Raw genomic sequence first — 24,635 nt, forward strand, 5'->3', positions numbered from 1 at the left:
TAAAAATGTTTAAGTATATTCTAAAGAGATTGTTTTCCAGCGTCATAACCATATGGGTTGTAATTACTTTGACCTTCTTTTTGATGCACAAAATACCCGGCGGACCATTTGATTCAGAAAAAAAATTGCCGGATCAGATTAAAGCAAATTTAGAGCTTAAATTCGGACTTAACAAACCTCTTGGCGAGCAATATACAACTTATTTAAAAAATGTTGTCTTTCACGGAGATTTAGGCCCTTCAATGAGGTATGAAGGTAAATCTGTAAATGACGTAATTACTTACTCCTTTCCAGCTTCAGCAAAGCTTGGTTTATGTGCTATAGGATTTGCACTTATAGTAGGTACCTATATGGGAACAACAGCAGCTCTTCATCAAGGAAAATGGCAGGACAACCTTTGTATGATTATCGCCACCCTTGGGGTAACAGTACCTAGCTTCGTTATGGCCACCTTCTTCATCTACTTTTTTGCCGTTAAACTTGGTTGGTTTCCAGCGGTAGGCTTTGATGAGCCTAAAAATTTAGTTCTTCCTTCTGTAGCCCTAGGCGGCTACGCCATGGCTTTTATTGCAAGGCTTTCTAGGTCAAGTCTTTTAGAAGTTATTAGACAAGACTATATAAAAGTAGCTAAAGCTAAAGGCCTATCAAAAGCAAAAGTTATTTACAAGCATGCATTGAAGAATTCACTAATACCTATAGTAACATATTTAGGACCTCTTTTGGCAGGAATACTTACAGGAAGTTTTGTTATAGAAACATTATTCGGTATTCCAGGCCTCGGAAGAGAGTTCGTCCAAAGTATAGGAAACAGAGACTATACAACTACTCTAGGTGTAACAATCTTCTTCAGCACCTTCTTAGTATTATGCAACTTAATAGTAGACCTATTATACGTAATTATAGACCCAAGAATAAAACTTGAAAGTTAAGGAGGTTATTAAATGGAAGTAACTAAAAACTTTTCAGAAGATACAAAAAACTCTAGCAACACTGTTAAAGAAACAAGCATCTCTGGAGATATATCCACAGAGATGTTTGAAAAAGTTTCTCCTGAAGAAAAAAACGCTGAAGCTATAGTCAGACCTAGTCTTACATACTGGCAGGATGCTTGGAGAAGACTAAGGGAAAATAAGCTTGCTATGGTTGGTCTGGCCTTTGTTATATTTATTACAGCAGTAGCTATTATAGGTCCAATGCTTTCTAAATACAATTATTTCTCCCAAAACCTAGAGATGGCAAATCAACCGCCTAGTGCAGAACACTGGTTTGGAACGGATAAATTTGGAAGAGATATCTTTGTAAGAATACTCTATGGTGCAAGGATATCGCTAACTGTTGGCTATGTTGCTAGTATGCTTAATATTGTTATAGGTATTTTGTATGGTGGCATAGCAGGATACTTTGGCGGAAAAGTAGACAATATTATGATGAGAATAGTAGACATACTATATTCAGTACCTATGATGATATATGTAATATTATTAATGGTTATTTTAGGTGCTGGATTGAAGAGTATTATAGTTGCACTATCTATAGCCTTCTGGCTCACTATGGCAAGAATAGTAAGAGGACAAATTATGTCATTAAAAAATCAAGAATTCGTATTGGCAGCAAAAACTTTAGGTGCTTCACCTATACGAATACTTTTAAGACATCTTATTCCTAACTGTATGGGCCCAATAATTATAACACTTACATTATCAGTACCGGAAGCCATATTTACAGAATCATTCCTAAGCTTCATTGGTCTTGGAGTTTCAGCACCACAAGCATCTTGGGGTACCCTTGCATCAGAGGCTCTTGACGGATTTCAGCTATACCCAACACAATTATTCTTTCCTGCTCTTGCTATATGTTTAACGATGCTTGCATTTAACTTACTCGGTGATGGCTTAAGAGATGCTCTAGACCCTAAGATGAGAAAGTAATAGGAGGCTTTTACTATGGAAAATTTACTAGAAATTAAGGATTTGCATACATCATTTTATACTCATGTCGGAGAAGTAAAGTCAGTAAGAGGAATTTCTCTTAAAGTGAATAAAGGAGAAGCTATTGGGATTGTGGGGGAATCTGGCAGCGGCAAAAGCATTACTATGATGTCTACTATGAGACTTTTAGCAGATAACGGAAAAATAAAAGAAGGCCAAGTACTCTTTAATGGAAAGGATCTATCAAAGGCGCCAGAAAAGGAAATGGAAAAGATAAGAGGTAACGAAATAGGAATGATATTTCAAGACCCTATGACATCGTTAAATCCTGTGTTCACTATAGGTGAACAATTGATGGAGCCACTTTTAAAACACAAAAAAATGAATAGAGCTAATGCCTTTAGCAAAGCAGTAGAAATGCTCAAACTAGTTGGTATACCTAGTCCTGAAAAGAGAATGAAACAATATCCACATGAATTTTCTGGCGGTATGAGACAAAGGGCCATGATTGCTATGTCTCTCGTATGTGAACCAAAACTTTTGATAGCAGATGAACCAACAACTGCATTAGATGTTACCATCCAGGCCCAAATTCTAGAACTTATGAAAGATCTAAAAACAAAAATAGATATGTCTATAATTTTAATAACCCATGACTTAGGGGTAGTAGCGGATTTGTGTAACAGAATATATGTCATGTACGGTGGTACTATTGTAGAAAGCGGTAGTTCCAGAGATATCTTCTATAATCCGAAACATCCTTATACCTGGGGACTTCTAAGAAGTATACCAAATCCTAAGGAGGAAATAAAAGAAAGATTAACACCTATTGAAGGCACACCTCCAGACCTTTTAAAACCTCCGAGCGGTTGCCCCTTTGCACCAAGATGTGATTACACAATGAAAATATGTTTAACAGAAAAACCAAGTGAATTTGAAATAAGTGCAGATCACTGTTCTGCCTGTTGGTTAAATCACCCTGATGCACCAGAAACTAAAGTTATACAGAAAGGGGAAATTTATAATGGCAGATAAAAAGAACTTAATAGAGGTTAAGAATTTAAAAAAGTATTTTGAAATAAAAAGAGGTATTTTAGGTAATAAAAAGAGTTATGTAAAGGCCGTAGATGATATCTCTTTTGCTATAAATAAAGGAGAAACCTTGGGACTAGTTGGTGAATCTGGCTGCGGTAAAACTACCATTGGTAGAACTATAATAAAGCTATATGAACCTACCGGCGGTCAAATAATTTATGATGACAAAGACATCGCAAAGCTATCTCCGAAACATGTACTGCCTTACAGAAGAAAAATGCAAATGATTTTTCAAGATCCCTATGCCTCTCTAGATGCAAGAATGACTGTTGGAGACATTATAGGGGAATCAATAGATATCCATAAACTTATGTCAGGAAAAGAAAGAACTGAAAGAATACATTTTCTCCTAAGTAAAGTTGGCTTAAACAAAGATCATGCTAGTAGATATCCTCATGAATTTTCTGGTGGTCAAAGGCAAAGAATTGGTATAGCTAGATCACTAGCTGTAGAACCGGAATTTATAGTCTGCGATGAGCCAATATCTGCTTTAGATGTATCTATTCAGGCACAAGTAGTAAATATGCTTGAGGATTTACAAGAGGATTTAGGTCTTACCTACCTCTTTATAGCCCACGATCTTTCAATGGTTAAACATATATCCACAAGAATTGGAGTTATGTACCTTGGGAAAATGGTTGAGTTAGGTTATAGCAATGAGTTATATAAAAAGCCCCTTCACCCATACACTCAAGCTCTTTTATCAGCTATACCTGTTCCAGATCCAGATATAAGCTCTGCTAACCAGCGAATTATGCTTGATGGTGAGATACCATCTCCAATAGATCCACCACCTGGATGCAGATTCAAAGGAAGATGTAAATACTCTAAGGCTATCTGCTCAGAGGTTGAGCCACCATTGAAAGATTTAGGTGATAACCACTGTGTTGCATGCCACCTGTATTAATAACACTTTATCTATGAGTATTTGGCAAGAGTTTTATTTTAAGGCTCTTGCTATATATTATAAAAATATTATAAAAGGGGGATTAGTAATGTTAAAAAACAAAAAGTCTAAGCTTTTGGCTGTAGTTATGACCGTTGCTTTAGCTGGTTCAATACTTGCTGGCTGTGGCGGCAGTACTGCAACCAATAGTGAAGCATCTGGAAACAAAGTAATAAAAGTTAACCTTGGTGCTGACCCTAAGACAATAGACCCAGGCTTAAACAACTCTGTAGAAGGTTCTAAAGTAATAGTTAATGCCTTCGAAGGCTTAACTAACCTTGACAAAGATGAAAAAGTTATTCCTGGAGTAGCTGAAAAATGGGAAGTATCACCAGATGGCTTACATTATACTTTCCATCTAAGAAAAGACGCTAAGTGGTCAGATGGTCAACCTGTGAAAGCTCAAGATTTTGAATATTCATGGAAGAGAGCTCTAAATCCTGACACCGCTTCTGAATATGCCTTCCAACTTTTTTATTTAAAAAATGGTGAAGCATATAACCAGAGCAAAGATCCAAAGGCAACTAAAAAAGCAACTGCTGACGAGGTTGGAGTTAAAGCTAAAGACGACTCTACTCTAGAAGTTACATTGGAAGGAGCTACAGAATACTTCCTATCCCTAATGTCTTTCCCAACTTATATGCCTATAAGAAAAGATATAGTTGAAAAAAATCCAACAGATTGGACATCAAAACCAGAAACTTATGTTTCCAACGGACCTTTCATGATGAAGGAACATAAAATGAAGGACAGTATAAACTTTGTAAAAAACCCTAACTACTGGGGCACTAAAAGCGTTAAATTAGATAGAATAGAGTTTAAAGTTTTAGAAAATGAAAGTAGTTACTTTGCAGCTTTTAAAACCGGCGAGCTTGACATGATTGATAAACCACCTACACAGGAAATTCCTAACCTATTAAAGGATGGTACTGCTAAAGATTATCCTTATATAGGAACATATTACTATGACTTTAATGTATCAGAAAATGCTGCAAATGTTAATCCAGACGCAGCTAAGGCATTAAAGGATGTTAGAGTTAGAAAAGCTTTATCTCTTGCTATAGATAGAGAAGCTATAACTAAAAATGTTTCAAAAGGCGGCGAAAAGCCAGCTACCTCTTTTGTTCCAAGTTCTGTAACTGATAAAAATGGTTCTAAATTTAAAAATAAAGAGTATTACAAACCAACTGCTGATATAGAACAGGCTAAAAAACTTTTAGCTGAAGCTGGTTATCCAGATGGCAAAGGCTTCCCTAAGCTAGAACTAATATACAATACATTACAAGCTCACCAAAGTATAGCTGCAGCAGTTCAAGATATGTGGAAGAAAAACTTAGGAATTGATATTACATTAAGAAACCTCGAAAGAAAAGTTCAATTAACTGAGGCTAATAAACATAATTATATTCTTAACAGAGATGGTTGGATAGCTGACTATAACGATCCAATGACCTTCCTTGACATTCCTACTACTACTAACGGAAATAATTACTCTGGATATAATAATCCTAAATATGACCAGTTAATTTCTGCAGCAAAGGTTGAAGTAAATGCTGAAAAGAGAACTCAAATGCTTCACGAAGCTGAAGATATGTTAATGGCTGATATGCCACTTATGCCTATATATGAATATACAGAAGTGGTTTGTATGAATAAAAAGCTTAAGGATGTTCATGTTTCAAATCTTGGCTTCTTCTTCTTTAGAGATGCAGATTTAGAAAAATAACCTTGTTAATATTAATGAAGCAGTTAGTGTATTTTTTCACTAGCTGCTTTTTAATACCTCTTATTTACTATTAATCCTGCTTCATTACCATAAAGTAAAAGGCTGTGTCAAACTCCTCATTAAATTGTCTTTCAAGCTGTCTTAATCTCTCCTCTTGGTTAGATCCTAAATTTGCATAGCCCAAGTTCTTAAAGGCTTTTAAAACTTCTCCATTGGAATTAAAAAATTCAGTACTTAATTCCATATCATAATCTCCTCTATTAGCTTTTCCATAACTTGCTGCATCAGTTTTTATAGTATATTCATCAGTAAGACCCCAAGTTCCTAATTCATCAGCTTTTCTTACACCTTTATATTCATTTACAAATTCCTCATTCATAGTAAAAACCTCCAGTATATCTGCTTTTAATTAAACTTTTATCTTCTATGCTCAATCAAGTCTATTGTACCTAATACCACATGTGCTAATCCAAAACCTAATACAGCAGTTTCAATCATAGGAACCATGTCTTTTTTTCTCATTCCCCTTTTCTTCATGTCCATTGCTCTTAAAGCCACTGCTCCTGCGGTTACAACTGTTCCTAATGCTGTAGGTATTGTTCCTTCTCTCATAATATTCCCTCCTTATACATGTACTACACTATTATTGTCCCTTATAAGAGGTTTGTTTATTCCTAATTTAATTTTTCAAATTATATAGTATAAATTAAATATTATTTTTATAAAGAAGGGCAAGGTAGTATATACTCCATTAGCTTTTTATGTTCTAGATGTATTGATTTCATCTAAAGCTTTCCCTTTAGTTTCAACAGCTGCCAATGCAATTACCACTGCCACCACTGCAAATACTATAGTAAGCATAACAAAAACATAGTTGAACCCAGCCTCTTTACCTTTAGTCTCATAAACCACTCCAACTATATAAGGAGCGGCAATGGCACCAATGCGTCCAACGGCAGCTGCCCATCCAACTCCACTGCCTCTAACTCTAGTAGGGTAAACCTCTGGGGTATAGGCATATACTGCACCCCAAGCTCCTAAACTAAAAAGGTAAAGTAGACAGCCAAAAACAAGTACAGTAGTTACAGATTCTGCCTGACCAAATAGATATGCTGATATAGCAGTGCCTACTAAGTAGATTACTAGAACCGCTTTACGGCCAATTCTTTCTATTAGGTAGGCAGCACTATAGTATCCTGGTAACTGAGCGATACTCATGATTAAAGTAAACTCAAACCCTCTTACTAAACTGAAGCCTTTGCCTACAAGTAGAGTAGGAGTCCATAAAACAAATCCATAATATCCAAAATTAATACCTAACCACAGAACCCATAGTACGAAGGTACGTCTAAGATACTCTTTAGACCATAAATCTAAAAGGGTGATCCTATTAGTGTTTTTCTCTTCTATTTGGTTGGCAAAGGTTTCTTGATTATTCTTTATTCCAGCCTGCTGTTCCATTTTACTTACAATTTCATCAGCTTCTTGAAAACGTCCCTTTTGCTCTAAATATCGTGGAGACTCTGGAATACTTTTTCTCAAGTAAGCTGCATATAGTGCTGGAACTCCCCCTAAGAAGAATCCAATACGCCAACCATAGATAGGAATCAATAGGTAGGCAATTAGAGAAGCAATAATCCAGCCCCAAGCCCAGAAGCTCTCTAGTAGGACAACCATACGACCACGAGCCTTAGCAGGTGAAAATTCACTAACCAAAGTAGATGCTGCTGGTAATTCCCCACCTAAGCCTAATCCTGTTAAAAACCGAAACAGCAACAGTAGTCCAAAGTTAGGTACTAAACCAGATACTGCACTAGCTACTCCATATAATACAAGGGTAAAAGTAACCACTGTTCTTCTTCCCCATCTGTCGGAAGCCATCCCGGCAACGGCAGCACCAACAGCCATCCCTACTGCTGAAGCACTGCCTAGCAATCCTAAATCTACAGCAGTAAGCCTCCATTCCTTTCCAATGGCAGCCATTACACCGGCTACCATTCCCTGATCCATAGCATCAAATAACCAACCAATACCTGTTAAAAATAGCACTTTCCAAAGCATGGGCGTAACGGGTAATCTTTCAAGCCTTTGTGAAATACTACTCATTTGTTTCATCCCACCTTTTATTTAATCTGTTTCTTTTCTAAACTTTCCCCACCTAGTAAGTTTTTATGCCTTTTGTTCACATAGCTTTCTAAAAGATCATATTTTTGTTTCGCTTCCTGAAAATGATAACATCCTTGTATTTTAGAAAAGTACCAAGGTTCATAAGTTTTTCAGATTTTAGATAATAAAAAAAAAGACGTTAGCGATTTTATAAAATCACTAAACGTCTTTTTTACTTATTTGGCGGGAATATGTGAGAATCGAACTCACCCGTCGTGGTCTTAGCACGGCAACTCGGTTTTGAAGACCGGCAGGCACACCAGCACCTATCTACTCCCATAATCAATTACATCTTGTATTATAAAGTATGTAATTGATTATGTCAACATTTTTAGACAGAATATATATATCATTTTCTGATAGTTTATATAAAATTTAGTAATACTTAAATGAAATAGTAAATTTTCCAGAAAAACTACACTTTAATAAAGAATTCTCTTATCCTCTAATCTTTTTGTCAATTTTATGTTGTCAAAATGTTCAATTACAGCCATGGCATATTTTCTGCTTGTGTCTAGCTGATCTCTCAATTGTGCTAAAGTGATACTTTCATTATTCTTTATGAACTCTACCACCAATTCCTTTGCCTTGTTGTAATCTTCTAGCAGTAGGTAACAATCCTCTGATACCTTTACTAACATTCCTTCATCTACAATTGAATCGAATACCATTTTAAAAGCCTTTTTATCCTGTTGACTTCCTTCTAAATCTGCATATCTAGGCGGTGAAAATTTTGCCTTTTTAAATTCTTTTATAATGTAATCTCTTATTAGTTTTTGTTCTTTACTATACTTTATAGTAAAGCCTACCACAGATACAAAATTGCCATGCAGGTTTATTTTATTCTCTTCTACAAGTAAATCTAGTAGCTCATCATATATTTTTTGTTTTATATTCTTTCCGAAGACTCTATTCTTTGTTTCTTCTTTAGATATTCCCCATTTTAAAGGATTAGCTTCGTGGAATTTATTTAATGTGTCTAGCATTTGCTCCACTTTTTCTTCTAAAAATCCTTTATGAATGTATATTGCTTTATCTCCATTATCTAACTTTATTACTTTATTTTCCTCTATTAGAATGTTGAGCTTTTCCTCTATATTCTGTTCATTTTTTCCTAAGGCCTTAAGTACATCAGAAGCTTTTGGATAACTATCGCTAAGATTCTTAATAGTATTTTCTAAGATACTCTCTGTTTTACCGCTTTCTTTTATTTTTAATTCTTCAAGGTATTTTTCATTAAATCTTTTAGCTTTCTCTGCTAAAGGCTCTATTATAGAACCTCCCCCTATAGTGTACATTGGAGAATAGCTTCTTATTACAAATCTATCGTTTCGCTGAGCAGTTAGCGGCTTTTCTAATCTCAGTTGCACATAACCCTCTTCTCCTGGCTTTATTTCCTCTTTATCAAGTATTACCACTCTACATAAAATCTCACTAGTGCCATGATAAAGTCTTACTCTTTGTCTATTTTCTAATGGCCTTGGAGCACTCTTTAGATAATAAAGGTTACAATCGATCATAAGAGATGGTTCCATTATATTTTCTACCGAAACTACATCTCCTCTATCTATATCACTAACTTTAATATTAGCTATATTCACAGCACATCTCTGCCCTGCTTCTGCTATCTTCACCGGTTGATCATGTACATGAATTCCTCTTACTTTAGATACAATCTTTGAAGGATAAAGTTCTACTGTTTGGCCTTCTTTAATGGAACCACTTATTACCGTTCCAGTTACTATAGTTCCAAAACCACTTACAGAGAAAACCCTATCTACAGGAAGTCTAAAGTGTCCATGAGTATCCTTAGCTTCTACTTCTTCTGTAAGCTTATCTATTTCCTTTATCAAGTCATCTAGGCCAACTCTTGTTTTTGAAGAAACAGGATGAATAGGAGCATCTTTCATGAAGGTATCTTTAAATTCATTTCTGATATCTTCTTTTATCATTTGAAGCCAGTCTTCATCTACTAAATCAGCCTTTGTAAGCACAATTATGCCCTTCTTAACATTTAGAAGCTGAAGTATTTCAAAGTGCTCTCTAGTTTGAGGCATTATTCCTTCGTCTGCAGCAATTACTAGGAGAACTATATCCACGCTACTTACTCCAGCTAACATGTTTTTAACAAACTTCTCGTGGCCTGGTACATCTATAATCCCAGCTCTTCTGCCAGAAGGTAAATCAAAGAAAGTAAAACCAAGGTTTATAGATATTCCTCTCTGTTGTTCTTCCTTTAAGGTATCAGTCTCTCTTCCTGTTAAAGCTTTTATAAGGGTAGTCTTTCCATGGTCTATATGCCCTGCAGTCCCTATTATAATATGCTTCATAGTTATCACCTACTCTTTCTCCATCTTAACCTATTAGTAATGCTTTATAAATTAACAAAGGCATTTACAATAGTATCGAAGTCCTCATCAAATAAGGTTCTTAAATCCATGATAACTTCATCATTGGACACCCTTATAATTATAGACACTTTATTTCCTCTAAGCTTTTTCTCTAAATCCTGTGGAGAAAATCTACTATTTTTAACCTTTATTACATAGGTTGGAATCTTTTCTGCTGGCATAGATCCTCCTCCAACCATAGAATAGTCCTCTTCAATAGTAAAATCAAAGCCGCTAACCTTGCTTTGAAGTTTTCTCTTAAGCTTCTGTGCTCTTCTTTTATGTAAATCTTTATCACTTAATATCATATGTAAGGTAGGGATATTTTCTACAGCCTCTTTCTCCTCTAGGTAATATTTAAGAGTTCCCTCAAGTGCTGCAAGAGTCATCTTATCTATTCTTAGTGCTCTTGTAAGCTGATTTTTCTTCATTTTATCTATGTACTCTTTTTTACCTACTATTATACCTGCTTGTGGTCCTCCTAGCATTTTATCTCCGCTAAAGGTTATCGCATCTACACCTTTTCTAATACTTTCCTGAACTGTTGGCTCATAAGTAAAACCGTATTTTGAAAAATCTACTAGGGTTCCACTACCTATGTCTTCTATAAAAGGAATTCCTTTGCTTCTTCCAAGCTCTACTAACTCTTCTACGGATACTTCTTCTGTAAAACCAAGAATTTTAAAGTTAGAAGTATGAACCTTTAATAATACTCCTGTGTTTTCACTTATATTATTTTCGTAATCATAAAGATGGGTTCTGTTAGTTGTTCCTACTTCTATAAGTTTTGCACCGCTAAAAGACATAACATCCGGTACTCTAAAAGACCCTCCTATTTCAACTAATTGTCCACGTGATACTATAGCTTCCTTATCCTTACATAAGGTGTTTAGGGCAAGCATTACTGCTGCTGCATTGTTATTTACAACCATAGCTGCCTCAGCACCAGTTACCTTTTTAATTAGTTCCTCCACATGGCTGTACCTTGAACCTCTTTGACCCTTTTTTAAATCGTATTCAAGGTTATTATAGCTATCTGCAATAGTTATAACATTCTCTAAGGCCTTCTTAGCTAAAAGGGATCTTCCTAAGTTGGTATGTATAACAACTCCTGTTGCATTTATTACTTTTCTAAGTTTTGATGCACTGTTTTCCTCAAGTATTTCCATAAAAGTTTCTAATATGTTTTCCTTTGTAAAATCTTCTATGGAATCTTTTAAAATAAGCTCTCTGTAGTTATCTATTGATTGTCTTAATGAATCTATGACCATAGTTCTCATTGTACTTTCAAGTTTGACTTTTACTGCTTCTTCTTTTAAAAGCTCATCTATTTTAGGAAGCTTTCTTAGTAATTGCTTCTTTTCCATATTATTACCCCCTGTTTAAAATTGGGAATGAGGAATTGGGAATGAGGATATAAATAAATCCTCGCCGCAGAAAAATACTTTCTGTTTCATCCCAACCTATGCCTAGTGTTCCTGATTCTTATTAACTAACTCCCCGACATACTATAATTGTTACCTGTGCTATTTATTATTTAGTGTGTAATTTAATCTTATCCATTACTTACTCTACTACAATACACTTTTCTCCCTGCTGCTCAACTATTTCTCCTACTACAGCTGAAGGCATATCAAGTTTAGCAAGTTCAGACATAATCTTTTCTCCTTCTTCCTTTGAGCAGGTAATTAAAAGTCCTCCTGAAGTTTGTGGATCAAATAGAATATCCTGCATCCATTCTGGAGTATCTACAAATTCATATTTTCCAGAAAGATATTCTTTATTTCTATAAGCTCCTCCAGGAACAAGACCCATTTTAGCATATTCCTTTGCTTCTTCTATATAAGGAATTCTATCTGCAAATAATCTTAATGTAACTTTTGAAGCTGAGGCCATTTCATATCCGTGACCCATAAGTCCAAATCCTGTTATATCTGTACATGCAGTAACATCATATTTAACAACGATTTCACCAGCATATTTGTTTAGCGTAGACATAACCTTAATTACTTCATTATAAGCCTCTTTAGACGCTGCTCCTCCTTTTATTGCAGTGTTTACAATTCCACTGCCTAAAGGCTTAGTTACTATAGCTATGTCTCCTACTCTAGAACCATAGTTTTTAAGCACTTTGTCTGGATGAATAGTGCCCATAACTGATAGACCATATTTAGGCTCATCGTCATCTACAGTGTGCCCTCCAATAACTACTGCACCTGCTTCTATTACTTTATCTGCTCCACCTCTTAATATTTCTCCTAAAACATCAATAGATAAGCAAGATGGAAAACATACTATATTTAAAGCTACTGTTGGTTTACCACCCATAGCATAAACATCACTTAGAGAATTTGCTGCAGCAATTTGACCAAAGTGATATGGATCATCTACTACTGGCGTGAAAAAGTCTAAAGTTTGTATAACAGCAAGTTCATCATTTAATTTATACACTGCTGCATCATCAGAAGTTTCTATTCCAACTATTAAATTTTTATCTTCCATCTTAGGTAATTTACTTAATATCTTTGAAAGGGTTCCCGGCCCTATTTTAGCGGCTCATCCAGCTGTTCTTGATAACTCAGTAAGTTTTTTCTCTGTCATAACGACACCTCCAGTCGAAATTTTTCAATTTTTATTATATAATACTTTACTAAATTTTTAAACAATGAAACTATCTAACATCTATTTTGTCTTTCATGTTTTCTACAGTTTTATCTCCAATTCTATCTATATTTTTTAAATCTTCGATAGAGGAAAATCTGCCATTCTTCTCTCTATAGTCTAATATCTTTTGTGCAGTAACGTCACCTATGCCTGGTATGGTTTTCAACTCCTCCTTAGTTGCAGTATTAATGTCTACTTTGCTATTTTGCCCTGTTCCTTTATTAATAGTACTTTGGGAAGCTGTCTGAGAGTCTTTTATTTGATTTTTTCTATCTACATATACATAATCCTCATCTTTTAGCTTTTTAGCTAAGTTTAATTTATCTTTATCTGACTCTGAGTTAAAACCTCCAGCGATTTTAACCAAATCTTCTACCCTACTATCATTTTTAAGCTTATATACTCCTGGATTTTTAACTTCTCCATTTATATACACTGTTATATTACTCGCCTTACTTTCCACCACTGTGGTTTCATTAAATACTTCCTTAGTATCTACCTCTTTATAAGGTCTTGATAAAAAATATCCTAGTACTAAAAAAAGTGAAAATATAGTGAAAATAACAATAGAACCTATAACTTTTTTCTTATCTCTCATTATTATCCTCCAATAAATCATGGTTTTCTTGCTTATAACTTAAATTATTGACAGCTTTATTAAAATTCTGTCGCAAAAACGAAAGTTTTTTGATATAATTAGGATTAGTATCGCTTTAGGAGGCTAAAATGAGAAAATTAACAATGTTTATAATATCGTTTACAATTATGCTTTCAAGTATTACATATACAGTTTATGGAAAGGAAGATCCACCTTCTGTTTCTGCAGACAGTGTAGTTTTAATGGATGCTTTAACTGGTGAGCTCTTATATGCTAAAAATCCTGATACTGCTTACCCACCAGCTTCTACAACAAAACTTATGACTGCTCTTTTAACTTTGGAAAGATTAGATTTAGATGATACTGTGAAGGTTGGAAAGAAACCACCATTAGCTGATGGAAGTAAAATATATCTTTTCGAGGATGAAGAAATAAAGGTAAGAGATCTTCTTTATGGACTGCTCCTTGCCTCTGGCAACGACTGTGCTGAGGCACTAGCTGAAAAAATAAGTGGTTCCGTAGATAATTTCGCAGTAGAAATGAATAAAAGGGCTCTAGAACTTGGTGCTAAAAATACTAATTTTATTAATCCTAGTGGCTTATTTCATGATAAACATAAAACTTCCGCAAAAGATTTAGCACTTATAATGAGAGAGTTGTCAAAAAATCCTGAATACACTAAGATTGCAACTACCAGTTCTTACAAGGTAGCTCCTACAAACAAATCTTCCGCTGAAAGACCTCTATGGAATGAAAATAAATTAGTACAAAAGTCTTCTATGTATTATTACGAAGGCTGCCAAGGAGGAAAAACTGGCTACACCGTTCAATCTCAGCACTCCTATGTTTCAGTAGCATCAAGAGGCGACCAAAAACTTATAGTAGCTTTAGTTCATGACAACAATAAGACATTTTTCCCTGATGCAGTATCTTTATTTAATTATGGATTTAATAACTTTAAACTTACTCCTTTATTTAAAAAAGGAGATTTTATTACCAATTATACTAGTGAAGGTTTAACAATTCCACTACTAGCTGCCTCAGACTTTTATTATATTCAAGAAAAAGGCAGTACTGGTATTCCTAAGTGCACTTTAAATGATAAAAGCCTAGGGAACAAATATTTTAAAAAAGGTGAGACCATAGCAGATGCATCAATTACTTACAATAATAAAAATATTGGTACATTAAAGCTAATGAGTGGCAATGATCATGAATTAAAACAAGTCTTTCAGGATAATGTTTTAAATAAAAACTACTTAAAAACCAAATATGTAGTTCCAGCATCCATAGTTGCTGTACTTGCTCTCCTATTTTTCGTAAGAAAGTTGAACTCTAAAAGATAACATCTAGCTGAATATAAAATAAAGAGATGATGACCTTATTGTCAATAAGTCATCATCTCTTTATTTTTTCTATTAGTTTTTCCATATCTTCAGGAATAGATGTTTCTAATTCTATATTTTCTCCTGTTCTAGGATGAGGAAACTTAAGTCTATAAGCATGCAAAGCTTGCCTTTCAATATATTCCTTATCATCATCTATGCCGTATAAGGAATCTCCATACAGCGGGTGACCTAAATGGGTTAAATGTACCCTTATCTGATGAGTTCTACCAGTTTCCAATGTTAACTTCACTAAATCTCCACCATTAAAACTCTCTACAACCTTGAAGTGAGTTATGCTCTCCTGTCCTCTCTCATCAACTATTCTCTTTATGCTATCTCCACCAGTTCTGTAGATAGGGAGATTGATAGTGCCTTCCTTTTCCGTTAAATTACCATGTACCACCGCTAGATAACTTTTCTCAAAGCTTTCTTTACTCATTTCTCTTGCTAAGGCCATATGTGAAAATTGGTTCTTAGCAATTATAATTAGTCCTGAGGTATCCATATCTAATCTACTTACCAGTCTTACTATGCAATTTTCACCTTTTTCTTTAAAGTAATATAATAACCCATTAGCTAAGGTTCCTGTAGGATAACTTTTTGTTGGATGAACTACAATTCCTGGCTGTTTATTTACTACTATTAAATCCTTATCTTCATAAACTACTTTTATATCAATCTTTTCCGGTTCAATATTTTGACTTTCCTCCTTGACTAAATCAAAGGCAACTTCATCATTTTCTTTAACTACATAATTGAGTTTAACCACATTGCCGTTTACAGTAATTCTCTTTCCCATAGCAGCACCTTTTATAAGTCTACTAGAAAGACTTTTTTCAAGCTTTAAATATTCTCTGAGCTTTTTTCCATCTTGGTGCTTTTCAACTTTAAATACAAGTTTGTTTTCCATAGTCTAACTCCCTCTATAAATAATCTTATAACAGTGATATACCCTGTTATATTTATCCTATATAAAAGAGTGAACCTTTTATCAGTTCACTCTTTTATATATGTTCTATTACTCAGCTAATGCTATTACTTCTATTTCAACTAAAGCATCTTTTGGAAGAATTACCTGTACACATGATCTTGCTGGCATATCTTTGTCAAAGTATTTTGCATAAACTTCGTTAACTGCAGCAAAGTCACCCATATCTTTTACAAATACAGTTGTTTTTACAACTTTATCTAAAGATGTACCTGCCTCTTCAAGTATTGCCTTTATGTTTTCTAATGATCTTTCAGCAGCTTTCTTAACATCTCCTGAAACTAATTCTCCTGTAGCTGGATCTAGTGGAATTTGACCTGATGTAAATACAAAGTTTCCAACCTTAACAGCTTGTGAATAAGGTCCAAGTGCTGCTGGTGCTTTTGCTGTGCTTATTATTTGCTTTTCCATAGTTTAAAACCCTCCTACATATTCAAGCAGTAAACGATTTACCACTTTTTAATAAAATTTTTCAGCAATACCATTATACCAAAATTTTTGGTATAATGTTAAATTAATTCTATATTTTTAATATTAAATTATCTTTTTCTAGTTTTCAATTACTATCGGCGATTTTTTGAAAGCAAGTGATTTCGTCCTTCTATTGTATTTATATGCAAAAGCTGCCCTCTTTCAACAACAAATTTTATAGTATTATCAAAAGCCTTCAATAAAGCCTTATCTAAGTCTTCAAAAGCAGCCTTTCTTAAGTCCTCTACACCTTGAAAATTTCTAGATGGTTCTATATAGTCTGCTATATATATTATCTTCTCAAGAAGGCTCATATTTTTTCTTCCTGTAGTATGATAAGTTACAGAATTTAATACGTCTTCATCCTTAATTCCCATATCTTCCTTCGCCATTATAGCCGCCACTGTTCCATGAAGCAGTTGTGGACTAATTTTACTTATGTCATCAATTTCTATTTTATGTTTTTTAACTATTGAAATAATCTGATCATCACTCATATTTTTTGCACAATCATGTATAAGTGCTGCAAATCTTGCCTTTTCAGTATCTTCCTTATAGTGCTCTGCAAGTTTAATAGCAGTATCTCTTACTCCTAGCACATGCTCATATCTTTTAGTTCTAAGATTTTGTTTTAAATAATTTTTTATTTGTTCCTCGCTCCACATCCCTAATCACTCCAAAACAATAAATAGTTAACTCTTTTTATAAAGATTGAGTTCCTTAATAATATTATAAACATTTTCAGGTAAAAGATAACTTACATTTTTTCCTTCTACTATTTTATTTCTTATATCTGTAGAAGATATATCTAGCAAAGGAATATCTAAAAAGTAGATTTTGTTAAGGTACTTCTTTTCCAGTTTATCTTTTTGTTCCTGTATATTCTTTATAGTATAGCCAGGCCTATTGAAAACAATTAGTTTACAAAGCTGAAAAATTTCTTCAGTATTTTTCCACTTTTCAATATCCATAAGACAATCAACACCAGTTAAAAAGTACCATTCTGTATTCTTTTCAATGGTATTAAAATATTTTAATGTTTGATAAGTATAGCTTAAACTAGATTTATTCATCTCATAATCACTTACCTGGAAACATTTTTCTCCCCTAGTAGCTATCTTCACCATTTCATACCTAAAATAAGAATTAGTTATATCTTTTCCAAGCTTATGAGGCGGTGTTCCTGATGGCATGAATATAATTTTTTCTAATTCTAGCTTATAAAGCGCCTCATAGGCAATATGTAAATGGCCATTATGAATAGGATCAAAGGTGCCACCAAAAATAGCTTTTTTAATCATACCTATCCCACCTTTTTAGTTAATAAGTTAAGAGTTAACAATTAAGATTTTGTTTTTACTGTTCTAAAAGCATGTGGAAAATCTTCTTAATTATTAACTAATAACTATTAATTTTACTTTGGTAGTTCTATTTTAGGATTTTTTTTAGATTGTCTATAAAGTACAATTTTACTACCTATAGACTGAACTCCTTCGCAGCCTAACTCTTGGCAAAGCTCATCTGAAGCTTCCCTTGCACCATAATCGCTATTATTTAGTACTGATATTTTTATTAATTCTCTTGCTTCTAAGGCACTATCTACTTGCTTAATAAAGTTTTCTTCTATGCCTTCCTTACCTATCTGAAATATAGGGCTCATTGTGTTTGCAAGAGACCTTAAATAACTTCTCTGTTTACTCGTAATCATATAAATTACCCTCCAAATTATAATAAATATTCAAATTCAAAATCATTAAGTCTTACTACATCTCCATCTTCAATTCCCATATCTCTAAGTTCTTGAAGAACCCCTTTATTTTTAAGTACCTTATGGAAATATCTTAAAGCGTCTGGATCATTTACATTTACGCTGGCTAACAATCTATCAACAAAGCTTCCTTCTACAATGTATATACCATCTTCTTTTCTTATAGCATAAGTGAAGCTCTTTTCTTCTGGTACGTATCTTTCTTCTTCACTTATTTCTATGTCTGTAACTGGTATTTCACTTAACATTCTAGCAGCTTCCTTCATTAGGTCTTCTACACCATGTCTTGTAGCTGCAGATATCTTAATTACTTTATTATAGCCAAGCTCTCCAACCTTTTTCTTAAATTCCTCAAAAACAGATTCATCATAAAGCATATCACTCTTGTTTGCAGCAATTATTTGAGGTCTATCCGAAAGCTTTACACTATACTTCTTAAGCTCTTCATTTATTTTCATGAAATCTTCGAAAGGATCTCTTCCTTCTAGTCCTGATATATCAACTACATGAATTAAAACCCTAGTTCTTTCTATATGTCTTAAAAACTTTAATCCAAGACCTACTCCTTCTGCTGCACCTTCTATTATACCTGGTATGTCAGCTATTACAAAGCTTTGTATTCCTGGTAAAGCTACCACTCCAAGGTTAGGATTTAAAGTTGTAAAATGATAGTTAGCTATTTTAGGCTTTGCTTTGGATACTACTGAAAGCAAGGTTGATTTACCTACATTAGGGAAACCTAATAATCCTACATCTGCCAATACTTTAAGTTCTAAATATATCCATCTTTCCTCACCAGGCATTCCAGGCTCAGCAAAGTCAGGTGCCTGTCTTGTTGGTGTAGTAAATCTTGTGTTTCCTTTTCCGCCTTTTCCACCCTTTGCGATTACATATGTATCTCCTGGATGAGCTAAATCTGTCATAATTTTATTTGTTTCTACATCTCTAACTACAGTTCCCATTGGAACCTTTATATATAGCGTTTCTCCATCCTTACCAAAGCATTTTGATCCAGCTCCGTTACCGCCTGCTTCTGCCTTGTATTTTCTTTTATATGAAAAGTCTAAAAGTGTAGTCATATTAGGATCTGCTACTAAGACTACATCTCCACCTCTTCCTCCATCTCCTCCATCAGGACCACCTAGTGGTATGTACTTTTCTCTTCTAAAAGAAATAGATCCGTTTCCACCATCTCCAGATTTAACAAATATTTTGGCTGTATCTACAAACATAATATTTCCCTCCTTTTTTAAATATTTTACCCATATTTTTAGGTTTTAAAAAAGCACCCTTCATCAGGGTGCTTTTATTATTATTCTGCTACTACTTGTTCTACATCAACTGGGTATACGCTAGCTTTTTTCTTGTCTCTTCCTACTCTTTCGTATTTAACTACTCCGTCAATCTTAGCGAAAAGAGTATCGTCTGAGCCTTTTCCAACGTTATTTCCTGGATGTATTCTTGTTCCTCTTTGTCTAACTAGTATGTTTCCAGCTAAAACAAATTGACCATCAGCACATTTAGTTCCAAGTCTTTTAGATTCACTGTCTCTACCGTTTCTTGAGCTACCTACCCCTTTTTTGTGAGCAAATAACTGAAGGTTCATAACTAACATGTACTACACCTCCTCTACCTTTACATTTATATATTCACCGTAACTTGTTTCTACACTTTTCAAACCAAGTAACATAGTCTCCATAAGTACCTGACAATCTTTTATATTCTTATGTGATAACTTTTCTAATGAAAAACTTAAAAATCCATCATCTATAGAATAATCAACTTGAAATTTCAAAACCTCAAGTATGCCAATTAACATAGTCTGAGATATGGCAGAAACAGCACTGCATACCAAATCGTATCCTTCATCTACTGACTCCGCATGTCCTTTCAGACTAACAGAAACTAGGCCACAGGCCTTCTTGCTAAAAACTACATCGACCATAACTATGCATTAATTGTTTCAATTTGAAGCTTAGTGTAAGGTTGTCTGTGTCCTTGCTTTCTTCTGTAGTCTTTCTTTCTCTTGTACTTGAAAACTATAACTTTCTTATTCTTTCCTTGAGATAGAACCTTAGCTGTAACTTTAGCTCCTTCAACTACAGGCTTTCCAACAACTACCTCTCCATTATCCTTGCTTACTACAAGAACATTGTCAAGTTCAACTGTTGAATCTACTTCAGCGTTAAGTTTTTCAACGTATACTACGTCTCCTTCTGTAACTCTGTATTGCTTTCCTCCAGTAACTACAACTGCGTACATTAAAATACACCTCCTCTATACGGTCTCGCCATCCAAGGTACATAAAGATAAATATAAAATTTATTGTTATGATTTAATAACCTCTTCTGTGCGGTCTACAAAAGCCATTCTATCATATATGCATAGGTTTGTAAAGTATTTTTTATCCATTGATTTTAACTCTTGCTACTTATAGGATAAACCTTAAAATTCTGCAAATTTTCTATTTGATTAATAAAAATAAGGGGCTCTACTTTAAAGTTTTCGTTATTTACATAGGTGATATATATTGTCTTATCTAGGGAGTCTATATTGGTAATAAAACTAAGTATATCCCCTTCTATGTCTTTTTTATAGGACTCATCAACTTCTATATGTATATTCTTTATATCCCTTTGTTCATCTATCCTTATTATTTCGTTTCTTATAAGCATAGATATATAGGATAATTTCATTCTTTTCCCTCTTCCAGAGCAACATTCACAGTTTTCCTCTATGTATTCATATATAGACTTTCCTGATCTTCTTCGGGCAATCTGAATTAAGTTTAATTCTGTAAAAGGGTATATTATAGTTTTATTTTTATCATCTTCAAAACCTTTTTTTAATTTTTCCATTACTTTTTCTTTGTTTTCATCATTATCCATATCTATAAAGTCTATTACTATAATACCACTTAGATTTCTTAGCCTTATTTGCCTTACTATTTCTTCTGCTGCCTGATAATTTGTGATATAGGTTGTTTTTTCAATGGAATTACTTTTAACGTTTTTTCCTGAGTTAACATCTACAACATACATAGCCTCTGTTTTATCTATAACTATATATCCACCGCAATTTAGAACCACCTTATTGTTTCTTAAACTTAGTATTTCTCTTTCAATACCGTAGTAGTTAAAAAGGCTTCTAGCTTCCTCATGCAGCTTTATATTTACTTTTATATCTGGTATGCCCTCTGAAAACTTTTTTACATAGTTGTAATCTTCTTCTGTGTCTACATATATTTTATTATTAGTTTCGTTTATTCTATCTCTCAATACTCTTCCAAGAATACCTCCTGCATCAAACAAAAGCCCAGGCTTTATAGAATAGGACCCCTTATTACGCATTTCTAGGTACAAACTATAGAGGCTATCTATTTCTTGATTTATGATATCTATAGAAACATTTACAGCATTTGTTCTTACCATAATACCTATATCCTTAGGCTTTCTTATATTGCTGCTGATAAATTCTTTTTGAGCCTTATCATCTATTTTTTTCGAAAAACTTATATCTTTACTTAGGGTAAGTAAAACGCAATATCTTCCTGGAATACTTATAGCATTAGTAACCTTTGCACCCTTACTTCCTAGGTCTTCTTTGATCACCTGAACCAGTAGTTCCTCTCCCTTTTTAATATTAGTGTTTTTGAACTTATTATCTAAGTACATATATACGTTCTTTTTATGCCCTATATCTATAAAAGCAGACTTTATAGCTGGTACAATATTCTTTACAATTCCCTTATATATCTCACCGGGATATGGCTCTCCTGTTTCCTCTTCTATAAGACATTCCTTAAGTTTATCCTTTTCTTTAATAGCAATTCTTAGCAGTTCCTTTTGCCTTTCTATGAATATCTCTCTCATTATGTCACCACCCTTTTAAATAGGAAATGGGAATGATAGAAAATCCCTACATTCCCATTTCTAAACTTACTATCTGATCATTTCTGCATATTTATAAAGCGGAACTAATTTTTTTCCTACCTTTGCATACATCTCTTCTCTTTTTATATTAACAAAAGCTTCTTTATTTGCTTCTCTAGTATTTTCCTGAATAAACTTAGCTAGAAGTTCCGCAGATAAATTCTCTCTGCTGCCGCAAGCAACTAAAGTATTAACAGTTAAGGTATTATCCGTAGTAGTATAGCTAAACTCTTTAACCATAGGCTTAATATTTACTTCGCCTTCACCACTTTTGCTTTTCTTTAAAATAACCCATTCATTGCTATTTAACAATTTTTCTATATCTTCTTTTAGATAACTTACTTCATTATATTTAAGTTTTACTCTATACTTTGCAGCATCAATTGCTGCCATAGACTTAAATACTTTTTTATTTTGCTCATCTATTATTTTTTTAGCCTCTAAAACTTTTATTCCCATAGGAGCACTTTCATTTAACTTTTCAATTATTATGTTTTCATCTATATCTTCTTCAAAGTATGCATCCATATAATCACCAGATGAGTATACACCTACAGCTAGTGGTTGGGCTAGGGATAAATTTATATGTGGATTAAATCCTTTAGAATATTCTACAGGAAGGCCTGACCTTTTCATCATTCTTTGTATTGTTCTCATAAGGTCTAGATGAGCCACAAATTTTATGTCACTTTCTTTACTGAACTTGATTAAATAATGCACCTTCAAAGCACTTCCCTTCTAACTTAACATTTACTCCACATTTTTCACAGCCTAATCTGCAATCTGGAGTTATATCCGCTTTCTTCGCTCTCTCATTTTCTCTTATTAAAAATTCCTTAGATACACCTACATCTATAAAGTCCCATGGAAGTATTTCATCATAACTTCTTTCTCTATAGGAATAGAAGTCTCCGTCTACACCACTTTCCTGTAAGGCTTCCATCCATATGTCAAAATTAAAGTATTCTGACCAACCATCAAACTTAGCACCTTTTTCAAAAGCTTTAACAAGTACATCACAAAGCCTTCTGTCTCCTCTAGCAAATACAGCTTCTAGATAACTTACAGGAGTTTCATGCCAGTTGTAATTAATACTTCTGCTCTTTATCGCTCCCCTTAACGCTTTTATCTCTTCTCTTACATCTTCCATTTTTATCTGAGGTATCCATTGGAATGGAGTAAATGGTTTAGGTACAAAAATAGAAGTACTTACTGTAACCTTTAAACCTTTCTTTCTCACATTCTTCGGAACCTGGAAATATTGATCTACAACTTTTTCCGCTAAATCTGCTATACCAATTACATCTTCCATCGTTTCATAAGGAAGACCAATCATAAAGTATAATTTAATAGTAGACCATCCTGATTCAAATGCATTTCTTGCAGATTCCATTAGATTCTCTTCTGTTACGCCCTTGTTTATAACATCTCTCATTCTTTGAGTTCCAGCCTCTGGTGCAAAGGTTAATCCAGTTTTTCTAACCTTTTGTATTTGATTTATTAAATCTACAGAGAAAGAGTCTATTCTTAATGATGGAAGAGAAACCCCTACTTTGTCCTTCTCATGCTTTTCCATTAGCTTATATATTAAGTTCTTCAAGTCCGAATAGTCACATATACTTAGTGATGTTAATGAAACTTCAGAATATCCAGTACTTTTTATTAACTCCTCGGCCATCTCTAGTATCTTATCTGTTTTCTTTTCTCTAACAGGTCTATATATTATACCAGCCTGGCAAAATCTGCATCCCCTAGTACACCCTCTAAAGGTTTCTAAAACTATTCTATCATGAACTATTTCTGTATATGGAACAATAAGCTTATCCGGATAAACTACTTCATTAAAGTTCTTTATTATCCTCTTTGTAACTTTTTCTGGCACATCTTCATATAAAGGCTTGAATTCTTTAATAGTTCCATCTTCCTTATATTCTACGTTATAAAGAGATGGCACATAAATACCCTGCATATGAGACAATTCTCTTAAAAATTCCTTTTTCTTTCCCTTACCTTTATACTTCTTATAAAGATCCATAATTTCATTCATCTGCTCTTCGCCTTCACCTATAGCAAAAAAGTCTGCTATATCATAAAGAGGCTCAGGATTATAAGCACAAGGACCTCCGCACATGATTATAGGGTCATTTTCCCCTCTCTCAGAAGCTCTTATAGGTACACCTGCTAAATTAAGCATGTTCAATATATTTGTATAACTCATCTCATATTGAAGCGTAAAACCTATAAAATCAAAATTTCCAATGGAGTCCTTGCTCTCTAAACCATATAACGGTACATTATTTTCTCTCATTAACTTTTCCATATCAGGCCATGGTGCAAAAACTCTCTCACAAAAGGTATCCTCTCTTTGATTTAGAACATAGTAAAGAATTCTTGTACCTAAATGAGACATTCCTACTTCATAGACATCAGGAAAACAAAAAGCATATCTAATATCCACTTTATTTTTATCTTTATTATAAGAATTAATTTCTCCACCTATATAACGGGCAGGTTTTTCTACCTTAAACAATATATCATCGGTAACTTTATTCATCAAAATCCTCCTCTTGTGTAT

Annotated in this window: 25 protein-coding genes and 1 tRNA gene; 6 read left to right on the forward strand and 20 right to left on the reverse strand. The window is 33.9% G+C overall.

The features are described 5' to 3' along the window. Positions 1-5: 5 nt before the first annotated feature. The 5 genes from P8V03_RS01525 (at position 6) to P8V03_RS01545 (ending at position 5,695) form a co-directional block, all read left to right on the forward strand. Positions 6-929, forward strand: coding sequence for an ABC transporter permease (locus P8V03_RS01525; protein WP_261670962.1), 924 nt, complete (start codon positions 6-8; stop codon positions 927-929). A gap of 102 nt (positions 930-1,031) precedes the next feature. Next, complete coding sequence (locus P8V03_RS01530) at positions 1,032-1,928, forward strand: ABC transporter permease (protein WP_318796638.1); 897 nt, start codon at positions 1,032-1,034, stop codon at positions 1,926-1,928. A gap of 15 nt (positions 1,929-1,943) precedes the next feature. After that, positions 1,944-2,963, forward strand: coding sequence for an ABC transporter ATP-binding protein (locus P8V03_RS01535; RefSeq protein WP_318796506.1), 1,020 nt, complete (start codon positions 1,944-1,946; stop codon positions 2,961-2,963). Beyond that, the gene (locus tag P8V03_RS01540; RefSeq protein ID WP_318796507.1) at positions 2,953-3,930 is read left to right on the forward strand and encodes an ABC transporter ATP-binding protein; all 978 of its coding nucleotides are present in this window, start codon (positions 2,953-2,955) and stop codon (positions 3,928-3,930) included. The genes P8V03_RS01535 and P8V03_RS01540 overlap by 11 nt, the downstream gene beginning before the upstream one ends. Positions 3,931-4,018: 88 nt before the next feature. After that, positions 4,019-5,695, forward strand: a complete 1,677-nt coding sequence (locus tag P8V03_RS01545) for a peptide ABC transporter substrate-binding protein (protein WP_318796508.1) — start codon at positions 4,019-4,021, stop codon at positions 5,693-5,695. A 70-nt stretch (positions 5,696-5,765) separates the two neighbouring features. On the opposite strand, the gene P8V03_RS01550 is transcribed toward P8V03_RS01545, so the two are convergent. From P8V03_RS01550 to P8V03_RS01585, 8 genes are all read right to left on the reverse strand, one after another. After that, positions 5,766-6,074, reverse strand: coding sequence for a hypothetical protein (locus tag P8V03_RS01550; protein WP_318796509.1), 309 nt, complete (start codon positions 6,072-6,074; stop codon positions 5,766-5,768). Positions 6,075-6,112: 38 nt separating this feature from the next. Next, on the reverse strand, positions 6,113-6,307 hold the full coding sequence (locus P8V03_RS01555) for an asparagine synthase (RefSeq protein ID WP_261670967.1): 195 nt from the start codon (positions 6,305-6,307) through the stop codon (positions 6,113-6,115). 147 nt (positions 6,308-6,454) lie between these two features. Next, on the reverse strand, positions 6,455-7,801 hold the full coding sequence (locus P8V03_RS01560) for an MFS transporter (RefSeq protein ID WP_318796510.1): 1,347 nt from the start codon (positions 7,799-7,801) through the stop codon (positions 6,455-6,457). Positions 7,802-8,042: 241 nt separating this feature from the next. Continuing rightward, positions 8,043-8,139 (reverse strand) — tRNA-Sec (locus P8V03_RS01565). Between the two features lie 144 nt (positions 8,140-8,283). Further along, the gene (gene selB / locus P8V03_RS01570) at positions 8,284-10,191 is read right to left on the reverse strand and encodes a selenocysteine-specific translation elongation factor (RefSeq protein ID WP_318796639.1); all 1,908 of its coding nucleotides are present in this window, start codon (positions 10,189-10,191) and stop codon (positions 8,284-8,286) included. Between the two features lie 44 nt (positions 10,192-10,235). Continuing rightward, the gene (gene selA / locus P8V03_RS01575) at positions 10,236-11,618 is read right to left on the reverse strand and encodes an L-seryl-tRNA(Sec) selenium transferase (RefSeq protein WP_318796511.1); all 1,383 of its coding nucleotides are present in this window, start codon (positions 11,616-11,618) and stop codon (positions 10,236-10,238) included. 199 nt (positions 11,619-11,817) lie between these two features. Then, on the reverse strand, positions 11,818-12,852 hold the full coding sequence (selD, locus tag P8V03_RS01580; RefSeq protein ID WP_318796512.1) for a selenide, water dikinase SelD: 1,035 nt from the start codon (positions 12,850-12,852) through the stop codon (positions 11,818-11,820). 70 nt (positions 12,853-12,922) lie between these two features. Continuing rightward, positions 12,923-13,513 carry a helix-hairpin-helix domain-containing protein gene (locus P8V03_RS01585; protein WP_318796513.1) on the reverse strand — a complete coding sequence of 197 codons (591 nt, stop codon included), beginning with the start codon at positions 13,511-13,513 and terminating at the stop codon, positions 12,923-12,925. A gap of 128 nt (positions 13,514-13,641) precedes the next feature. On the opposite strand from P8V03_RS01585, the gene P8V03_RS01590 reads away from it, so the two are divergent. Beyond that, positions 13,642-14,859: a D-alanyl-D-alanine carboxypeptidase family protein gene (locus P8V03_RS01590; RefSeq protein ID WP_318796514.1), complete on the forward strand. Its 1,218-nt coding sequence runs from the start codon at positions 13,642-13,644 to the stop codon at positions 14,857-14,859. Between the two features lie 52 nt (positions 14,860-14,911). Here P8V03_RS01590 and P8V03_RS01595 read toward each other — a convergent pair whose 3' ends face one another. The 12 genes from P8V03_RS01595 to P8V03_RS01650 all read right to left on the reverse strand — a co-directional run bounded on the left by P8V03_RS01595 (position 14,912) and on the right by P8V03_RS01650 (position 24,614). Next, complete coding sequence (locus tag P8V03_RS01595; protein ID WP_318796515.1) at positions 14,912-15,811, reverse strand: RluA family pseudouridine synthase; 900 nt, start codon at positions 15,809-15,811, stop codon at positions 14,912-14,914. 108 nt (positions 15,812-15,919) lie between these two features. Continuing rightward, positions 15,920-16,300, reverse strand: coding sequence for a RidA family protein (locus P8V03_RS01600; protein WP_261673019.1), 381 nt, complete (start codon positions 16,298-16,300; stop codon positions 15,920-15,922). A gap of 152 nt (positions 16,301-16,452) precedes the next feature. After that, on the reverse strand, positions 16,453-17,025 hold the full coding sequence (gene yqeK, locus P8V03_RS01605; protein ID WP_318796517.1) for a bis(5'-nucleosyl)-tetraphosphatase (symmetrical) YqeK: 573 nt from the start codon (positions 17,023-17,025) through the stop codon (positions 16,453-16,455). A gap of 27 nt (positions 17,026-17,052) precedes the next feature. Continuing rightward, positions 17,053-17,661: a nicotinate-nucleotide adenylyltransferase gene (gene nadD / locus P8V03_RS01610; RefSeq protein ID WP_318796518.1), complete on the reverse strand. Its 609-nt coding sequence runs from the start codon at positions 17,659-17,661 to the stop codon at positions 17,053-17,055. A 113-nt stretch (positions 17,662-17,774) separates the two neighbouring features. Beyond that, positions 17,775-18,068 (reverse strand): ribosome assembly RNA-binding protein YhbY, encoded by a 294-nt coding sequence (gene yhbY, locus P8V03_RS01615; protein ID WP_318796519.1) that lies wholly within the window; start codon positions 18,066-18,068, stop codon positions 17,775-17,777. A gap of 17 nt (positions 18,069-18,085) precedes the next feature. Then, positions 18,086-19,360, reverse strand: a complete 1,275-nt coding sequence (gene obgE / locus P8V03_RS01620; protein ID WP_261673015.1) for a GTPase ObgE — start codon at positions 19,358-19,360, stop codon at positions 18,086-18,088. Positions 19,361-19,440: 80 nt separating this feature from the next. Then, positions 19,441-19,743, reverse strand: coding sequence for a 50S ribosomal protein L27 (gene rpmA / locus P8V03_RS01625; protein WP_261673014.1), 303 nt, complete (start codon positions 19,741-19,743; stop codon positions 19,441-19,443). 3 nt (positions 19,744-19,746) lie between these two features. Next, positions 19,747-20,073 carry a ribosomal-processing cysteine protease Prp gene (locus tag P8V03_RS01630; protein ID WP_318796522.1) on the reverse strand — a complete coding sequence of 109 codons (327 nt, stop codon included), beginning with the start codon at positions 20,071-20,073 and terminating at the stop codon, positions 19,747-19,749. 2 nt (positions 20,074-20,075) lie between these two features. Beyond that, on the reverse strand, positions 20,076-20,390 hold the full coding sequence (gene rplU, locus P8V03_RS01635) for a 50S ribosomal protein L21 (RefSeq protein ID WP_261673012.1): 315 nt from the start codon (positions 20,388-20,390) through the stop codon (positions 20,076-20,078). Between the two features lie 155 nt (positions 20,391-20,545). Further along, complete coding sequence (locus tag P8V03_RS01640) at positions 20,546-22,000, reverse strand: ribonuclease E/G (protein ID WP_318796524.1); 1,455 nt, start codon at positions 21,998-22,000, stop codon at positions 20,546-20,548. 69 nt (positions 22,001-22,069) lie between these two features. Continuing rightward, positions 22,070-22,786, reverse strand: coding sequence for a TIGR03936 family radical SAM-associated protein (locus P8V03_RS01645; protein ID WP_318796526.1), 717 nt, complete (start codon positions 22,784-22,786; stop codon positions 22,070-22,072). Beyond that, positions 22,755-24,614: a TIGR03960 family B12-binding radical SAM protein gene (locus tag P8V03_RS01650; protein ID WP_261673009.1), complete on the reverse strand. Its 1,860-nt coding sequence runs from the start codon at positions 24,612-24,614 to the stop codon at positions 22,755-22,757. Before P8V03_RS01650 ends, P8V03_RS01645 begins: the two co-directional genes overlap by 32 nt. Positions 24,615-24,635: the final 21 nt, after the last annotated feature.

The sequence above is a fragment of the Clostridium tanneri genome (assembly GCF_033659955.1).
Lineage (GTDB): Bacteria > Bacillota > Clostridia > Clostridiales > Clostridiaceae > Clostridium_AM > Clostridium_AM tanneri.

Bases quoted from the DNA above. Each gene is read 5' to 3' on its own strand.
- P8V03_RS01525 (WP_261670962.1), top strand. From the start codon at position 6: ATGTTTAAGTATATTCTAAAGAGATTGTTTTCCAGCGTCATAACCATA.
- P8V03_RS01530 (WP_318796638.1), top strand. From the start codon at position 1,032: ATGTTTGAAAAAGTTTCTCCTGAAGAAAAAAACGCTGAAGCTATAGTC.
- P8V03_RS01535 (WP_318796506.1), top strand. From the start codon at position 1,944: ATGGAAAATTTACTAGAAATTAAGGATTTGCATACATCATTTTATACT.
- P8V03_RS01540 (WP_318796507.1), top strand. From the start codon at position 2,953: ATGGCAGATAAAAAGAACTTAATAGAGGTTAAGAATTTAAAAAAGTAT.
- P8V03_RS01545 (WP_318796508.1), top strand. From the start codon at position 4,019: ATGTTAAAAAACAAAAAGTCTAAGCTTTTGGCTGTAGTTATGACCGTT.
- P8V03_RS01550 (WP_318796509.1), bottom strand. From the start codon at position 6,074: ATGAATGAGGAATTTGTAAATGAATATAAAGGTGTAAGAAAAGCTGAT.
- P8V03_RS01555 (WP_261670967.1), bottom strand. From the start codon at position 6,307: ATGAGAGAAGGAACAATACCTACAGCATTAGGAACAGTTGTAACCGCA.
- P8V03_RS01560 (WP_318796510.1), bottom strand. From the start codon at position 7,801: ATGAGTAGTATTTCACAAAGGCTTGAAAGATTACCCGTTACGCCCATG.
- selB (WP_318796639.1), bottom strand. From the start codon at position 10,191: ATGAAGCATATTATAATAGGGACTGCAGGGCATATAGACCATGGAAAG.
- selA (WP_318796511.1), bottom strand. From the start codon at position 11,618: ATGGAAAAGAAGCAATTACTAAGAAAGCTTCCTAAAATAGATGAGCTT.
- P8V03_RS01585 (WP_318796513.1), bottom strand. From the start codon at position 13,513: ATGAGAGATAAGAAAAAAGTTATAGGTTCTATTGTTATTTTCACTATA.
- P8V03_RS01590 (WP_318796514.1), top strand. From the start codon at position 13,642: ATGAGAAAATTAACAATGTTTATAATATCGTTTACAATTATGCTTTCA.
- P8V03_RS01595 (WP_318796515.1), bottom strand. From the start codon at position 15,811: ATGGAAAACAAACTTGTATTTAAAGTTGAAAAGCACCAAGATGGAAAA.
- P8V03_RS01600 (WP_261673019.1), bottom strand. From the start codon at position 16,300: ATGGAAAAGCAAATAATAAGCACAGCAAAAGCACCAGCAGCACTTGGA.
- yqeK (WP_318796517.1), bottom strand. From the start codon at position 17,025: ATGTGGAGCGAGGAACAAATAAAAAATTATTTAAAACAAAATCTTAGA.
- nadD (WP_318796518.1), bottom strand. From the start codon at position 17,661: ATGATTAAAAAAGCTATTTTTGGTGGCACCTTTGATCCTATTCATAAT.
- yhbY (WP_318796519.1), bottom strand. From the start codon at position 18,068: ATGATTACGAGTAAACAGAGAAGTTATTTAAGGTCTCTTGCAAACACA.
- obgE (WP_261673015.1), bottom strand. From the start codon at position 19,360: ATGTTTGTAGATACAGCCAAAATATTTGTTAAATCTGGAGATGGTGGA.
- rpmA (WP_261673014.1), bottom strand. From the start codon at position 19,743: ATGTTAGTTATGAACCTTCAGTTATTTGCTCACAAAAAAGGGGTAGGT.
- P8V03_RS01630 (WP_318796522.1), bottom strand. From the start codon at position 20,073: ATGGTCGATGTAGTTTTTAGCAAGAAGGCCTGTGGCCTAGTTTCTGTT.
- rplU (WP_261673012.1), bottom strand. From the start codon at position 20,390: ATGTACGCAGTTGTAGTTACTGGAGGAAAGCAATACAGAGTTACAGAA.
- P8V03_RS01640 (WP_318796524.1), bottom strand. From the start codon at position 22,000: ATGAGAGAGATATTCATAGAAAGGCAAAAGGAACTGCTAAGAATTGCT.
- P8V03_RS01650 (WP_261673009.1), bottom strand. From the start codon at position 24,614: ATGAATAAAGTTACCGATGATATATTGTTTAAGGTAGAAAAACCTGCC.